This window comes from Acidovorax sp. KKS102, assembly GCF_000302535.1.
Taxonomy (GTDB): Bacteria; Pseudomonadota; Gammaproteobacteria; order Burkholderiales; family Burkholderiaceae_C; genus Acidovorax.
Window position 1 is genome coordinate 2265632 of the sequence record NC_018708.1, and the last position, 15189, is coordinate 2280820.

Genomic DNA, 15189 nt, shown 5'->3' on the forward strand with positions numbered 1-15189 from the left:
TCGGTTCAGAAATGCTGGGTTGTCTGGAGCGAGTAGGGGGCGGTTCAGGCCGTGGCGGGCGCGGTTCCAAAGGATGCCCGCCACGCCCGCGCAAACGCTGCAGCCTTGTGCGCGACTTCGGGAGCCTGGTCGCCGGGCCGGTACAGGGCCGAGCCCAGGCCAAAGCCGCTGGCGCCTGCTGCCGCATAGGGGGCAATGCTCTCGGGCACGATGCCGCCCACGGGCACCAGCGCCATGGGCGGCGTGATGACGGCGCGCCAGGCCTTGAGCACATGGGGCGGCAGCGCCTCGGCCGGGAACAGCTTGAGCATGTTGGCGCCCGCTGCCAGCGCGGCATAGGCCTCGGTCAGCGTCGCCACGCCGGGCGCGCAGGCCATGCCAGCGGCGCGTGCGGCGCGGATCACGTCGGGGTCGCTGTGGGGCATGACGATGATCTGCCCGCCCGCTGCGGCCACATCGGCCACGGCCTCGATGGAGAGCACGGTGCCTGCACCCACGAGGCAGTCGGCGGGCAGTGCATCGCGCAGCGCGCGGATGCTGGCCAGCGGCTCGGGCGAGTTGAGCGGCACTTCGATGATGCGAAACCCCGCGTCGTACAGAGCGTGGCCGATGGCCACCACCTCGTGCGGCTGCACGCCGCGCAGGATGGCGATGAGTCCGCAGCGCTGCAGGATGTGGAACAGGGCTTTGTCGATGGGGTTCATGCAGCCAGACTCCCGGCGGTGAAGGGGTGTGAGGATGAGGGGGCTGGCGCAACGACCAGCCCTGCCGCCAGCGCGATCTGCCACAGCCCGATGACCGTGGCTTGCGTGGCGATGGTGGGGGCGGCAAAGCCGTAGGTCTGCAGCGCGATGGCGTAGCGGCGGCACAGGTCGGGCTCGCCGCAAAGCACCAGCGTTTGGGGTGTGGCCTGCGTCTGATCCTGCACACGGGCCAAGCTGGCGATCTCGTGCCCGATCAGCAGGCCCGAGAGGTAGTCCGCTTGGGCGGTGGGCGCCAGTGTTCCGGTCAGGCCCAGCGTGCGTGTGCTGAAAATGTGCGAGAGCAAGCCCAGTGCGGCGTCACTTCCGCGCGCCACCTCCAGCCCGCGCACAAAGGCTTCGTCGTCGGGCGTGGCAGCGGCCTGCATGGTTTTGCCCAAGATGGTGTGACCGCGCAGGGCAGCAAACACCTCGCCGGTCATGAAGGTGTGGAACTGTTCGATGCGGCCCCGGCGTGCCAGCACCCATTTGCTGTGGGTGCCGGGCAGGCCGATGAGCACGGGCGCATCCGCAGGCAGCGCAAGGCCCGCCAGCACGCCCAGCACCTGTGTTTCTTCGCCGCGCATCACGTTGGGCAGCGCGCCCTGCTGCAACAGGCCCGGCACGATGTGCAGTGGCGGGCCGTCGCGCCGCTCCACCAGCGTCAGGCCCCGCGCCAGTGCATCGAGCGAGGTGGGCGTCGGCAGGTACTTGGCCTCGCGCCAGCCCTGGGCGCTGCCCACCATGCCGCAGGCCAGCAGAGGCAGGCCGGGTGTGGCGGCCAGCCAGTCGCCGCAGGTGTCTTGCAGTGCGCGTTCAAACGCGGCGCCGGGCTCGCCGTCTGCCACGCTCGCGGTGGTGGGGGGCAGGTTCATGATGCCCCAGGGGCGGTGCCGCGTCTCCAGCACCTCGCTATGCGCGCCCATGCGGAAGGCGCGCAATGCGCTGGTGCCCCAGTCCAGGGCGATCAGGCCCGCCTCGGCGGGCACCAGAAAACGTGCAGGCACCATGCGTGTCCTGCTTAACGTGCCCAGCGCAGCACCAGCGGGTCAAGCCGCCGCGCGATGTCGATCAGGCCGCGCCGCACCTCGGGGTGCATGGCCGGGAAGGGGTGGCGGCCTGCCTCGCAGGCGATCACGCCGCCTTCCTTCATCAGTGCCTTGGCTGTGAGGATGCCGCCCTGGCGGTTCTCGTGGTTGATGAGCGGCAACCAGCGCTGGTAGAGCGCAAACGCCTGGTCCATTTCACCCTGGCGGTGCGCCTCGATGATGGGGCGAATGCCGTCAGGGAACGCGCCACCCGTCATCGCGCCTGTGGCGCCCGCATCCAGGTCGGCCAGCAGGGTGATGGCCTCTTCGCCGTCCCACGGGCCTTCGATGGCATCGCCGCCCAGGCGGATCAGCTCGCGCAGCTTGCTGGCGGCACCGGGCACTTCGATCTTGAAGTAGGCCAGGTTTTCAATCTCTTGCGCCATGCGGACCAGGAAGGGGGCCGAAAGCACGGTGCCGCTGGCGGGCGCGTCCTGCACCATGATCGGAATGCGGATCGCATCCGACACACGGGCATAGAACTCGTAGATCTGCGCCTCGGGCACGCGGAAGGTGGCACCGTGGTAAGGCGGCATGACCATCACCATGGCCGCGCCCATGTCCTGCGCGGCGCGGCTGCGCTCGGCACACACGCGCGTGCCGTAGTGTGTTGTGGTGACGATGACCGGCACACGGCCCGCCACATGCTCCAGCGATGTGCGGGTGAGGACTTCGCGCTCCGCGTCGGACAGCGAGAACTGCTCGGAGAAGTTGGCCAGGATGCAGACGCCATCCACGCCGGCGTCGATCATGAAGTCGAGGCAGCGCTTCTGGCTGTCGAGGTCGAGTGTGCCGTCCTCATGGAACGTGGTGGGCACGACGGGGAAGATGCCTCGGTAGCGAGGGTTCTGGAGGGAATGGGTGGCTGGCATGGCGAGGGAAGGATCGAAATTTGAGTGAAATAGGGCTCTGGCGCTTATCTAGCAAGCGCTATTAGCTATGAAAGTCGTAGCATTTCAACCAGCGGCTTAACCACCGGTATCAGTGAGAGTGGCGAGGAACGGCAGCGCCCCGGCAGCCGACGAGGAAGTCAAAGTCGCAGCCATCGTCGGCCTGCAGTACGTGGTCCACGTACAGGCGCTGGTAGCCGCCGCGCCCACCGTTGTCGGTGCCCGCCAACGCGGCCAGGCGTGCTGCCAGTTCCTCATCGCTGATGTCCAGGTGCAAGCGGCCGTTCTCACAGTCCAGCTCGATGAAGTCGCCATCGCGCACCGCAGCCAAGGGGCCGAGTGCAGCGGCCTCGGGCGCCACATGCAGCACCACCGTGCCGTAGGCGGTGCCGCTCATGCGCGCGTCGGAGATGCGCACCATGTCCTTCACGCCCTGGCGCAGCAGCTTGGGCGGCAGGCCCATGTTGCCCACCTCGGCCATGCCGGGGTAGCCCTTGGGGCCGCAGTTCTTGAGCACCATCACGCAGCTCGCGTCGATGTCCAGGTTCTCATCCACGATGCGCTCTTTGTAGTGCTCCAGGTTCTCGAACACCACGGCGCGGCCCCGGTGCTTGAGCAGCTCGGGCGATGCGGCCGAGGGCTTAAGCACCGCGCCACGCGGCGCGAGGTTGCCGCGCAGGATGCAGATGCCGCCGTCGGCAATCAACGGGTTGTTGATGGGGCGGATCACCTCGTCGTTGTATTGCGGGGCTTCGCGCACGTTGTCCCACAGGCTCTTGCCGTTGACGGTGAGCGCGTTGGGGTGGGGCAGCAGGCTGTTCTCGCCCAGGCGGCGCAGCACGGCGGGCAGGCCGCCCGCGTAGTAGAACTCTTCCATCAGGAAGCGGCCCGAGGGCTGCAGGTCCACCAGCGTGGGCGTGCCACGGCCGATGCGGGTCCAGTCCTCCAGGTCCAGCTGCACGCCGATGCGGCCCGCGATGGCCTTCAAATGGATGACGGCATTGGTCGAGCCGCCGATGGCCGCGTTGGTGCGGATGGCGTTCTCGAACGCTTCGCGGGTCAGGATCTTGGAGAGCGTGAGCCCTTCGTGCGCCATCTCCACAATGCGCTTGCCGGACATGTGGGCCAGCACATAGCGGCGCGAGTCCACGGCCGGTATGGCTGCGTTGTGCGGCAGCGATGTGCCCAGCGACTCGGCCATGCAGGCCATGGTGCTGGCCGTGCCCATGGTGTTGCAGGTGCCGGCGGAGCGGGACATGCCGGCCTCGGCCGCGAAGAACTGGTGCTCGTTGATCTCGCCCGCCTTCAGCGATTCATGCAGGCGCCACACGGCCGTGCCCGAGCCGATGTCCTTGCCGTCGAGCTTGCCGTTGAGCATGGGCCCGCCCGTGACCACGATGGCAGGCACATCGCAGCTGGCCGCGCCCATCAGCAGCGCGGGCGTGGTCTTGTCGCAGCCCACCAGCAGCACCACGGCGTCGATGGGGTTGCCCCGAATGGCCTCTTCCACATCCATGCTGGCCAGGTTGCGGGTGAGCATGGCCGTGGGGCGCAGATTGGATTCGCCGTTGGAGAACACCGGGAATTCGACGGGGAAGCCGCCTGCCTCGTAAATGCCGCGTTTCACATGCTCGGCAATCTTGCGAAAGTGAGCATTGCACGGGGTCAGCTCGGACCAGGTGTTGCAGATGCCGATCACGGGGCGGCCGTCGAACGCGTGGTCGGGGATGCCCTGGTTCTTCATCCAGCTGCGGTACATGAAGCCGTTTTTGTCGGCGGTGCCGAACCATTCGGCGGAGCGAAGTTTGCGCTTGGGGGTGGTCATGGTGGGGTGCGAGAGAAAGGGGAGAAATGAAGGTTCAACGGGCCTTGCCCGAGCGGCGCGAAAGCAGCCGCTGCAGCAGACAGAAAGCGAACAGCAGCACACCAACGACGATGCGCGTCCACCAGGAGCTGAGCGTGCCGTCGAAGGAAATCAGGGTCTGGATGATTCCGAGCATGAGCACGCCAAACAGCGTGCCCGCCACATAGCCCACGCCACCCGTGAGCAGCGTGCCGCCAATGACCACGGCGGCAATCGCGTCCAGCTCCATGCCCACGGCATGCAGGCCATAGCCCGACAGCATGTAGAACGTGAACACCACGCCCGCCAGCGCCGAGCAAAAGCCCGACAGCGTGTACACGCCAATGAGCGTGCGGCGCACCGGCAGGCCCATGAGCACGGCCGAGTGCTCGCTACCGCCCACGGCATACACACTGCGGCCAAAGGGCGTGCAGTGCGCCACAAACAGCGCCACCAGCAGCACCGCGATGGCAATGAGCGCGCCCAGCGAGAGCGATGCGCCTTCCCACAGCGGCAGGCGCCACTGGGCCAGCTCCGAATAGCCCTCGTGAGTGATGCTGATCGAGTCGATGCTGATCAGGTAGCACAGCCCGCGCGCCAGGAACATGCCGGCCAGCGTGACGATGAAGGGCTGCAGCCGAAAGCGCTCGATGAGGAAACCCATGAACGCGCCAAACGCCGTGCCCATCAGCAGCACCAGCGGGATGGCGGCTAGTGGGTTCCAGCCCCGGTGTTCCACCAGCGCGGCCAGCACCATGGTGGTGAGCGCCACCACCGAGCCCACCGACAGGTCGATGCCGCCCGACAGGATCACGAACGTCATGCCCACCGCCACGATGATGAGGAAGGCGTTGTCGATCAGCAGGTTGAGGAACACCTGGGCCGAGAAAAACCCGGTGTACAGCACCGAGCCCAGCGTGGCCATGGCCACGAACAGCGAGATGGTGGCGGCCAGCGGCAGGTACTTGGGGTTGAACCGCGCGCGCTCGGCCGTGGCCTGTGGGGCAGGGTGCTTCACGGTGCCGAAGCCTGCGGTCTTGGGTACGGCGCTCATTGCAAAGCTCCCGCGCCGGGGCGACGTGCCAGGGCGCCCACTTGCGCCCGGAACTCGGGCGACTGCAGCAGCATCACGATGAAGACCACCACGGCTTTCACCACCAGGTTGATCTCGGGCGGCACGCCCAGCGAGTAGATGGCGTATGTCAGCGTCTGGATGATGAGCGCACCGATCACGCTGCCCACCAGGCTGAACCGGCCACCGGTGAGGGCGGTGCCGCCCAGCGTGACGGCCAGGATGGCGTCCAGCTCCAGCAGCTGCCCGGCGTTGTTGCCGTCGGCACTCTTCACGTTGGAGCTGATGAGCAGCCCCGCAATGCCCGCGCACACGCCGCAGAACACATAGGCCGCCACGATGAGTCGCCCCGCCTGAACGCCCGCCACGCGCGCTGCCGTGGGGTTGATACCCACCGCCTGGATGAACAGGCCCAGCGCCGTGCGCGTGATGGCCAGGTACAGCACGGCAAAGACCACAGCCACCACAAATAGCGAGAACGGCAGCCCCGCCAGGTACCCGCCGCCCATGAAGAAGTAGGGCGTGTAGTAGATGGTGATGATCTGCCCGTCGGTGATAAGCTGGGCAATGCCCCGGCCTGCCACCATGAGGATCAGCGTGGCAATGATGGGCTGCATGCCCACCTTGGCCACCAGCACGCCGTTCCACAGCCCGCACAGCAGTGCGATGCCGATGGCACCCAGGATGGCGACTGGGAGTGGGAACCGGCTCTCGGTGCCCGACACCGAACCGCCGATGAGCCAAGCAGCCACAGCAGCAGCTATGGCGACCACGGCGCCCACCGAGATGTCGATGCCGCGCGTGGCAATCACCAGCGTCATGCCCAGCGATACCAGCACCAGCGGTGCAGCGCGGTTCAGGATATCGATGAGGCTGCCGTACAGGTGGCCGTCGCGCCATTCAATGTGCAGGAAGCTGCTGTTGAAAACGGTGTTCACGATCAGCAGCAGCGCCAGCGTGATCAGCGGCCAGGCCAAGCGGTGGCGCAAAAGCGACGCCAAAAGGGAAGGGGAGCGTTCAGACATGTTCTGCAGCAATCAGGTCGTAGACGGCGTCCTCGCTGCTGCCCGCAGGCAGCTCACCCACCTTGTGGCGGTCGCGGAGCACCACGATGCGGTGCGCCACGCGCACCACCTCGCTCATTTCGGAAGAGATAAACAGCACGGCCATGCCCGCCTGCGCCAGGCGCAGGATTTGGTCCATGATTTCCTGCTTGGCGGCCACGTCGATGCCGCGCGTGGGTTCGTCCAGGATGAGCAGGCGCGGCTCGATGGCCATCCACCGCGCGAGGATCGCCTTTTGCTGGTTGCCGCCCGAGAGCAGGCCGATGGGCTTGTCTACGGTTTCGGTCTTGATGCCCAGCAGCTTCACGTAGCGTTCGGCCAGCGCCGTCTGCTCGGCGCGCGAGAGGAATTGGCCCACGCCCATGCGCGCCTGCAGCGCCAGCGCAATGTTCTCGCGCACCGACAGCTCGGCCACGATGCCGTCGGTCTTGCGCTCTTCGGGGCACAGGGCGAGGCCATGGCGGATGGCGTCCATGGGGTTGGCAAACTTCACCACCTGCCCGTCGATGCGCAGCGCGCCCCGGTCGGGCTGCTCCAGGCCAAACAGCAGGCGCGCCAGCTCGGTGCGGCCAGAGCCCAGCAGCCCCGCTAGGCCCACCACCTCGCCAGCGCGGATCTGCAGGTCCAGCGGCTGCAGTTGCGTGTCCTGCCCCAGGCCCTCGGCTTGCAGCAGGTTGGCTTGGCGGCTGTCCACGGCGGGTGCTGGTGCGGGTCGCTCCGATGCAGCGGCCAGGTCGCGGCCCAGCATGGCAGCAATCAACGCCTGAGGGCCCAGGTCCTTGGCCAGCCACTCACCCACCCAGCTGCCGTTGCGCAGCACGGTGATGCGGTCGGACACGGCATACACCTGATTCAGGAAATGCGTCACAAAGACGATGGACAGCCCCTCGCTGCGCAGGCGCCGCAGCACCTCGAAGAGCTTTTGCACCTCGTCGTCGTCCAGGCTGGAGGTGGGCTCATCCAGGATCAGCACACGCGATTCGATGCTGAGCGCCCGCGCAATCGCCACCAGCTGTTGCACTGCCACGGGGTAGTCCGACAGCAGGCGCGTCACGTCGATCTGCAGCCCGATGCGCGCCACCAGATCGCGGGCGCGCTGGTGCAGCGTGGCCCAGTCGATGCGAAAACCCTGCGCAATCCCGCAGCGCGGGTAGCGGCCCGCAAAGATGTTCTCGGCCACCGAGAGGTTGGGGCAAAGGTTGACCTCCTGGTACACCGTGCTGATGCCCAGGCGCTGCGCGGCCAGGGGCGAGTCGGGCCACACACTGACCTGCCCCCACGCTCCGCCGCTGCGCGGGTCGCTGCCCCCCGAGGGGGCGTCGCCTTGCTTGGGGCGGCCCGGCGCTGCGGCGTTCCCGCCCAGCCGCATCTGCCCGTCGCTGGCCTCCAGCACGCCTGTCAGCACCTTGATCAGTGTGGACTTGCCCGCACCGTTTTGCCCCATCAGCGCATGGATCTCGCCGGGGTAGAGGTTGAGCTGCACGTCGCGCAGCACGGGTATGCCCGCAAACTGCTTGTGGATGCCCGAAAGCTGCAGCACAGGCGCGGCAGCGGGGGCGTGAGCGGTGGACGGGTCCATGGGGGTCATCACGCTTTGTTCTTGTTGTAAACGTCCACGAGCACGGCGGCCAGCAGCACGACGCCCTTGATGACCTGCTGGTAGTCGATGCCGATGCCCAGGATGGACATGCCGTTGTTCATCACGCCCATCACAAAGGCGCCGATGACCGCGCCCATCACCTTCCCCACGCCGCCCGATGCAGAGGCGCCGCCGATGAAGCAGGCCGCAATCACGTCCAGCTCAAAGCCCAGCCCCGCCTTGGGCGTGGCGGTGTTGAGCCGCGCCGCAAACACCAGCCCGGCCAGGGCCGCCAGCACGCCCATGTTGATGAAGGCATACAGCGTGAGCCGCTCGGTCTTGATGCCCGAGAGCTTGGCCGCCTTCTCGTTGCCGCCCATGGCATAGATGCGGCGGCCGACGGTGGTGCGGCTGGTGACAAAGTCGAACAGCACGATCAGCAGCGCCATCACGATGAGCACATTGGGCAGGCCCTTGTACGAAGCGAGCAGGTAGCTGAAGTACACCAGCAACCCGCCAAACACCACCGTGCGTGCGACGAACAGGCCAGCGGGCTCCGTCTGCACGCTATGGCGCAGGCGGTTGGCGCGCTGGCGCAGGCCGCCCACGGCCAGGGCCGCAGCCACGGCAGCGCCCAGCAGCAGCGAGGTCATGCGCAGACCCTCCACGCTGAACAGGTCGGGGATAAAGCCCGAGCTGAGCATCTGGAACGCCGAAGGGAACGGCCCCACCGACTGACCCGCCAGCAGCGCCAGCGCCAGGCCCTTGAAGATCAGCATGCCCGCCAGCGTGACGATGAACGACGGAATGCGCGAGAACGCCACAAAGCTGCCTTGAATGGCGCCAATGAGTCCGCCGCACAGCAGGCACACCAGCGTGGCGGGCACAAAGTGCCAGTTGTATTCGACCATCAGCACCGCAGCCAGTGCGCCGATGAAGCCACACACCGAGCCCACCGACAGGTCGATGTGCCCGGCCACGATGACCAGCAGCATGCCCAGCGCCATGATGACGATGTAGCTGTTCTGCAGCACCAGATTGGTGAGGTTCAAGGGCTGCATCAGCGTGCCCTCGGTCATGTACTGGAAGAAGCCCATGATGGCCACCAGCGTGATCAACATGCCGTATTCGCGCAGGTTGTGCTGCAGGTGCTGCAACAGCGATTTGTCGTGCCGCGCCGCTGCTGTCGGGCTGCCGTCGGCCAGCGTGCTGGCGGGGGGATGGGTGGTCTGGATCATATCAACTGGCTTTCACAATCGCTCGCATGATCTTTTCTTGCGAGGCATCTGAAGTTGGCATCTCGGCCACAAAGCGGCCTTCGTTCATCACATAGATGCGGTCCGTGATGCCCAGCAGCTCGGGCATTTCGGAGGAGATCACGATCACGCATTTGCCCTCGGCCGCCAGCTGGGCGATGAGGGTGTAGATCTCGTACTTGGCGCCCACGTCGATGCCGCGCGTGGGCTCGTCGAGGATGAGCACTTCGGGGCTGGTGAACAGCCATTTGCTCAGCACCACTTTTTGCTGGTTGCCGCCCGAGAGGTTCAGCGTCTTCTGGTCCACGCCCGAGCAGCGGATGCGCAGCTTCTCGCGGTAGTCCTGTGCCACGCGGTGTTCCTGACCGCTGTCGATCACGCTGGCGAACGACACGCCCGGCAGGTTGGCCAGCGAGGTGTTGAACTGGATGTCTTCGTTCAGCACCAGGCCATTGCCCTTGCGGTCTTCGGTCACATAGGCCAGGCCGTGGCGTACGGCCTTTTCCACCGTGCTCACGTCGATGGGCTGGCCGTGCAGCCGCACTTCGCCGCTAATGCGCTGGCCCCACGAGCGGCCGAAGATGCTCATGGCCAGCTCGGTGCGGCCTGCGCCCATCAGGCCCGCAATGCCCACAATCTCGCCGCGCCGCACATTCAGGTCGATCCCCTTGAGGTGCTCGCGGTCGCTGCGCTGCGGGTGGTGGGCGCGCCAGTTGCGCACCTCAAAAACAATGTCACCCACTTGCGGCTGGCGCTGGGGGTAGCGGTCGCTCATCTCGCGGCCCACCATGGCCTGGATCACGCGGTCTTCGCTCACCGGGCCCTCGCGGCAGTCCAGCATCTGCACGGTGCTGCCATCGCGCAGCACGGTGATGGCATCGGCCACGCGCGAGATTTCGTTGAGCTTGTGCGAGATCAGGATGCAGGTAATGCCCTGGGCTTTCAGTTCCAGCAGCAGGTCCAGCAGCGCCTGGCTGTCGTTCTCGTTGAGGCTGGCGGTGGGCTCGTCCAGGATCAGCAGGCGCACCTTGCGCGACAAAGCCTTGGCAATCTCCACCAGCTGCTGCTTGCCCACACCCAACTGGCCCACGGGTGTGTCGGGCGATTCGCGCAGGCCCACCTTGTGCAGCAGCGCCTGGGCGCGGCTGTGGGCGGCCATCCAGTCAATGACGCCGTGCCGTGCGGTTTCGTTGCCGAGAAAGATGTTTTCTGCAATCGACAGCAGCGGCACCAGCGCCAGCTCCTGGTGAATGATGATGATGCCCAGGTGCTCGCTGTCGCGGATGCCCGCAAACTCGCGCTCTTGCCCGTCGAACAGGATCTGGCCGCTGTAGCTGCCATGGGGATACACACCCGACAGCACCTTCATCAGCGTGGATTTGCCCGCCCCGTTTTCGCCGACGATGGCATGGATCTCCCCGGCCTGCACCTGCAGGTTGACCTGGTTCAGCGCCACCACGCCGGGGAAGGTTTTGCGGATGTTCCGCATTTCAAGAAGCATGGTCTCTCAGTCTGTTGGTGGGGCCTCTGGCCCCATCCCGGTTGCAGGCCGCCTGCGCTGCCCCGGTGGCATGCGCAGGCTGCGGCTTTAGATGCAGAAGCCGCTCGCGCTCACTTGATCTGAGACTCTTTGTAGTAGCCGCTTCCTACCAACACCGCGTTCCAGTTGGAAGAATCCACCGCCACCGGCTTGAGCAGGTACGAGGGCACCACCTTCACGCCGTTGTTGTAGGTCTTGGTGTCGTTGATCTCGGGCTGCTTGCCCGTCAGTACGGCGTCCACCATGTTGGCTGCCACCTTGGCCAGCTCGCGGGTGTCCTTGAACACAGTGGAAGACTGCTCGCCCTTGAGGATGGACTTGATGGAAGGCACCTCAGCGTCCTGGCCGCTGACCACGGGGCAGGGCTGCTGGGCGGTGCAGTAGCCCACGCCCTTGAGGGAGGACAGTATGCCTATGGAGATGCCGTCATAGGGCGACAGCACCGCATGCACCTTGTCCTTGCCGTAGTAGGCCGACAGCAGGTTGTCCATGCGCGCCTGGGCCACCGATCCGTCCCAGCGCAGCGTGCCCACCTTGTTCATGCCGGTCTGCTTGCTGCGCACTACCAGCTTGCCGCTGTCGATGTATGGTTGCAGCACGCTCATGGCGCCGTCGTAGAAGAAGAAGGCGTTGTTGTCGTCGGGCGATCCGCCGAACAGCTCGATGTTGAACGGGCCCTTGCCTTGCTTGAGGCCCAGCTTGTCCACGATGGAGGTGGCCTGCAGCACGCCGACCTGGAAGTTGTCGAACGTGGCGTAGTAGTCCACGTTCTTCGATCCCTTGATGAGGCGGTCGTAGGCAATGACCTTTACGCCCTTGTCGGCCGCGTTTTGCAGCGCTTTGGACAGCGTGGTGCCGTCGATCGACGCAATCACCAGCACCTTGGCGCCCTTGGTGATCATGTTCTCGATCTGCGCGAGCTGGTTGGGGATGTCGTCTTCGGCGTACTGCAGGTCGGTCTTGTAGCCCCGGTCCTTGAGCACCTTGACCATGTTGTCGCCATCGGCAATCCAGCGCGCCGAGGACTTGGTGGGCATCGAGATGCCGATGGTGCCCTTGTCCTGGGCCGATGCCACGGACGTGGCGCCAATGGCAGCCAGTGCCACGGTGGCCAGCACGGCCTTGAAAATTGCACGCTTCATTTGAGTCTGTCTCCTGGTGTGAATTTGTTTTTTTGTTAGACGCCTGAAGTCCTCTACAGGCCGCCGCAACTGGCTCGATCTAAGGCCAGTGCCACCGCCCAAGGGCCGCCATGCAGCGAAGGCTGCGTTTCACTTGCGGGCGCCGGTGGCGTCCCCCTTCCCGCATCGCGCAGCGATGCGAGAGAAAGGGGGAAGGCGCGCAGCGCCTCAGGGGGTTAATACTTCCGGTTCGGCATTTCCTTGGCCGCAACTTCCATCGGGAAGATGCCTTCCTCGGTCACGATGCGCTTGGGCACCGCTTTGCCAGCCTTGATGTCTTTGACTGCGGCCATGAGTTGCGGGCCCAGCAGGGGGCTGCACTCCACACTCACGTTGAGCTTGCCGGCGATCATGGCTTCGAAGGCGCCCTTCACAGCGTCGATGGAGATGATCACGATGTCCTTGGCGGGCTTCATGCCGGCCTCTTCGATGGCCTGGATGGCGCCAATCGCCATGTCGTCGTTGTGTGCGTACAGCACGTTGATCTTCTTGCCCTCGGCCTTCAGGAAGGCTTCCATCACTTCCTTGCCCTTGGCACGGGTGAAGTCGCCGGTCTGGCTGCGGATGATCTTGAACTTGGGGTCGGCCTTGATGACTTCTTCAAAGCCCTTCTTTCGGTCGATGGCAGGGGCCGAGCCCACGGTGCCTTGCAGCTCGACGATGTTGACCTCGCCCTTCTGGTCCTTCATCTTCTCCACCAGCCAGCGGCCGGCCTTGCGGCCTTCTTCCACAAAGTCCGAGCCCATGAAGGTCACGTACAGCGATGTGTCCTTGGTATTCACCGCGCGGTCGGTCAGCACCACGGGGATCTTGGCGGCCTTGGCTTCGCGCAGCACGGGCTCCCAGCCCGACTCCACCACGGGTGAGAACGCAATCACATCCACCTTCTGTGCGATGAACGAGCGGATGGCCTTGATCTGGTTCTCCTGCTTCTGCTGCGCGTCCGAGAACTTCAACTCGATGCCGGCCTCCTTGGCGGCCGACTTGATGGACTCGGTGTTGGCGGTGCGCCATTCGCTCTCGGCCCCCACCTGGCTGAAGCCCAGCACCAGGGGCTTTTGCGCCCAGGCGGCGCCGGGCAGCAAGGCGGCCACGGGCACGCTGGCCAAGGCGGCAGCAACGGTGCGGCGGTTCATTTTCATCATCTTGTCTCCTGTCTGTAATGGTTGGTTGACGACGGTTGCGGGATGGAAAAGCAGCGATGCGATAAAGGATGGTTCAGAAGGTGGGAAGGGATCCAGCGTGCCAGAGCAGGTTGCCAAAACGCTTCCGCTCTAGGCGCAAAGCGCAGTCATAGCTCGGGCTATGGCGAGCATTTGCAACGACGAGCGGGAGTGTTCTGGCGACATGAGCGGGCATGTTGGGTTCCTTCCCACCTTCTTAGGCCAGCATGTAGCCCGTCTTGACGGTGGTGTAGAACTCGGCCGCGTAGCGCCCCTGTTCGCGGGCGCCGTAGCTCGATTCCTTGCGGCCCCCAAAAGGCACGTGGAAGTCCACCCCCGCCGTGGGCAGGTTCACCATGGTCATGCCCACGGCGGCGTGGCGCTTGAAGTGCATGGCGCGCTTGAGCGACGTGGTGCAGATGCCCGCGCACAGGCCAAATGGCGTGTCATTGGCCAGAGCCAGTGCGTGGTCGTAGTCGTCGGCCCGCAGCACACAGGCCACGGGGCCAAAAATTTCCTCGCGCGCCACGCGGTGCTCGGGGCGGGCCAGGAAGAGGGCGGGATTCATGTAATGGCCTGGGGTGGGGCGCTCCAGGCGCTCGCCACCCCAGACATGCTCCGCTCCCTCATTGCGCGCAATGTCGATGTAGCTCAGGTTCTGCGCCAGCTGGTTGTCGTCCACCACCGGGCCCATCTCGGTGCCGCGCTCCAGCGCGTGGCCCACCTTCAGGCTGGCCAGCCGGTTGCGCAGGCGCGCCACAAAGGCGTCGTGCACCTCGGCTTCGACGATGAGGCGGCTCGATGCCGTGCAGCGCTGGCCGGTAGAGAAGTAAGAGCCCTGCAGCGCGCAGTCGACCGCCTGGTCCAGGTCGGCGTCGGCCAGCACGATGAGCGGGTTCTTGCCGCCCATCTCCAGCTGCACCTTGGCGCGCCGTGCAGAGGCCGCGCGAAGGATGCGGTCGCCCGTGGCCACCGACCCGGTAAAGCTCAGCGCGTTGACCAGCGGGTGGTCCACCAGCGTCTGGCCCACCTCGCGGCCGCTGCCCATGATGAGGTTGAACGCACCGGCGGGCAGGCCGCTGCGGCTGATGATTTCGGCCAGCGCCCAGCCACAGGCGGGCACCAGCTCGGCGGGCTTGAACACCACGGTGTTGCCGTAGGCCAGGGCAGGGGCGATCTTCCAGGCCGGGATGGCGAACGGGAAGTTCCACGGCGCGATGATGCCCACCACGCCCACGGGCTCACGGGTCACGTCCACCTGCACGCCCTGGCGCACCGAGGCCAGCAGCTCGCCCTGAATGCGCAGCGCCTCGCCCGCAAAAAACTTGAAGATCTGCCCGCTGCGTGCCACCTCGGCGATGCCTTCGGGCAGCGTCTTGCCTTCTTCACGCGCCAGCAGTGCGCCCAGCTCGTCCTTGCGGGCCAGCAGCTCGCTGCCAATCATGTCCAGCACGTCGGCGCGGCGTTGGGGTGTGCTCTGGCTCCAGGTGGGCAGGGCATCGGCCGCAGCGCGCACGGCCAGCTCGGTCTGGTTGCGGTCGGCGCGGGCGTATTCGGCCACCACCTCGCGGGTGTCCGACGGGTTGGTGCTGATGCCGGTGGTGGTGCCGATTTCCCACCGGCCATTGATCAGGTGCCGGGGGCTGAGCTGGAGGTCGCCGAGCTTCATGGAGAGGGGCCTTTGTTGCAGTTGCGGCGAAGTCTAGGTAAGGTTTTGATATCAATCCAATCGTTTTTTAGACAAAATACATATCGTTCTTTGCATTCTGGAAA

At 65.7% G+C, this 15189-nt stretch carries 12 protein-coding genes; all 12 read right to left on the minus strand.

What is annotated here, in order from left to right; translation table 11 throughout:
• Positions 1-44 precede the first annotated feature (44 nt).
• Positions 45-704, minus strand: a complete 660-nt coding sequence (locus C380_RS10395; protein ID WP_015013808.1) for a 2-dehydro-3-deoxy-6-phosphogalactonate aldolase — start codon at positions 702-704, stop codon at positions 45-47.
• On the minus strand, positions 701-1750 hold the full coding sequence (locus C380_RS10400; protein ID WP_015013809.1) for a 2-dehydro-3-deoxygalactonokinase: 1050 nt from the start codon (positions 1748-1750) through the stop codon (positions 701-703). The genes C380_RS10395 and C380_RS10400 overlap by 4 nt, the downstream gene beginning before the upstream one ends.
• 11 nt (positions 1751-1761) lie before the next feature.
• Positions 1762-2700 carry a dihydrodipicolinate synthase family protein gene (locus C380_RS10405; protein ID WP_015013810.1) on the minus strand — a complete coding sequence of 313 codons (939 nt, stop codon included), beginning with the start codon at positions 2698-2700 and terminating at the stop codon, positions 1762-1764.
• Positions 2701-2809: 109 nt separating this feature from the next.
• Positions 2810-4543 carry an IlvD/Edd family dehydratase gene (locus tag C380_RS10410; protein WP_015013811.1) on the minus strand — a complete coding sequence of 578 codons (1734 nt, stop codon included), beginning with the start codon at positions 4541-4543 and terminating at the stop codon, positions 2810-2812.
• 34 nt (positions 4544-4577) lie between these two features.
• On the minus strand, positions 4578-5615 hold the full coding sequence (yjfF, locus tag C380_RS10415; RefSeq protein ID WP_015013812.1) for a galactofuranose ABC transporter, permease protein YjfF: 1038 nt from the start codon (positions 5613-5615) through the stop codon (positions 4578-4580).
• The gene (locus C380_RS10420) at positions 5612-6658 is read right to left on the minus strand and encodes an ABC transporter permease (RefSeq protein WP_015013813.1); all 1047 of its coding nucleotides are present in this window, start codon (positions 6656-6658) and stop codon (positions 5612-5614) included. The genes yjfF and C380_RS10420 overlap by 4 nt, the downstream gene beginning before the upstream one ends.
• On the minus strand, positions 6651-8285 hold the full coding sequence (locus tag C380_RS10425; RefSeq protein WP_015013814.1) for a sugar ABC transporter ATP-binding protein: 1635 nt from the start codon (positions 8283-8285) through the stop codon (positions 6651-6653). The genes C380_RS10420 and C380_RS10425 overlap by 8 nt, the downstream gene beginning before the upstream one ends.
• Entirely contained in the window at positions 8285-9514 is a 1230-nt protein-coding gene (gene mmsB, locus C380_RS10430) for a multiple monosaccharide ABC transporter permease (RefSeq protein ID WP_015013815.1), read from the minus strand. The genes C380_RS10425 and mmsB overlap by 1 nt, the downstream gene beginning before the upstream one ends.
• 1 nt (position 9515) lies before the next feature.
• Positions 9516-11033 (minus strand): multiple monosaccharide ABC transporter ATP-binding protein, encoded by a 1518-nt coding sequence (gene mmsA, locus C380_RS10435; RefSeq protein ID WP_015013816.1) that lies wholly within the window; start codon positions 11031-11033, stop codon positions 9516-9518.
• Between the two features lie 110 nt (positions 11034-11143).
• The gene (gene chvE, locus C380_RS10440; protein ID WP_015013817.1) at positions 11144-12214 is read right to left on the minus strand and encodes a multiple monosaccharide ABC transporter substrate-binding protein; all 1071 of its coding nucleotides are present in this window, start codon (positions 12212-12214) and stop codon (positions 11144-11146) included.
• Between the two features lie 215 nt (positions 12215-12429).
• Positions 12430-13395 (minus strand): ABC transporter substrate-binding protein, encoded by a 966-nt coding sequence (locus tag C380_RS10445; RefSeq protein ID WP_015013818.1) that lies wholly within the window; start codon positions 13393-13395, stop codon positions 12430-12432.
• 238 nt (positions 13396-13633) lie between these two features.
• Entirely contained in the window at positions 13634-15085 is a 1452-nt protein-coding gene (locus C380_RS10450; protein ID WP_015013819.1) for an aldehyde dehydrogenase family protein, read from the minus strand.
• Positions 15086-15189 lie beyond the last annotated feature (104 nt).

Bases quoted from the DNA above. Each gene is read 5' to 3' on its own strand.
- mmsA (WP_015013816.1), bottom strand. From the start codon at position 11,033: ATGCTTCTTGAAATGCGGAACATCCGCAAAACCTTCCCCGGCGTGGTG.
- C380_RS10450 (WP_015013819.1), bottom strand. From the start codon at position 15,085: ATGAAGCTCGGCGACCTCCAGCTCAGCCCCCGGCACCTGATCAATGGC.
- C380_RS10420 (WP_015013813.1), bottom strand. From the start codon at position 6,658: ATGTCTGAACGCTCCCCTTCCCTTTTGGCGTCGCTTTTGCGCCACCGC.
- C380_RS10425 (WP_015013814.1), bottom strand. From the start codon at position 8,285: ATGACCCCCATGGACCCGTCCACCGCTCACGCCCCCGCTGCCGCGCCT.
- C380_RS10400 (WP_015013809.1), bottom strand. From the start codon at position 1,750: ATGGTGCCTGCACGTTTTCTGGTGCCCGCCGAGGCGGGCCTGATCGCC.
- chvE (WP_015013817.1), bottom strand. From the start codon at position 12,214: ATGAAGCGTGCAATTTTCAAGGCCGTGCTGGCCACCGTGGCACTGGCT.
- yjfF (WP_015013812.1), bottom strand. From the start codon at position 5,615: ATGAGCGCCGTACCCAAGACCGCAGGCTTCGGCACCGTGAAGCACCCT.
- C380_RS10410 (WP_015013811.1), bottom strand. From the start codon at position 4,543: ATGACCACCCCCAAGCGCAAACTTCGCTCCGCCGAATGGTTCGGCACC.
- C380_RS10395 (WP_015013808.1), bottom strand. From the start codon at position 704: ATGAACCCCATCGACAAAGCCCTGTTCCACATCCTGCAGCGCTGCGGA.
- mmsB (WP_015013815.1), bottom strand. From the start codon at position 9,514: ATGATCCAGACCACCCATCCCCCCGCCAGCACGCTGGCCGACGGCAGC.
- C380_RS10405 (WP_015013810.1), bottom strand. From the start codon at position 2,700: ATGCCAGCCACCCATTCCCTCCAGAACCCTCGCTACCGAGGCATCTTC.
- C380_RS10445 (WP_015013818.1), bottom strand. From the start codon at position 13,395: ATGAAAATGAACCGCCGCACCGTTGCTGCCGCCTTGGCCAGCGTGCCC.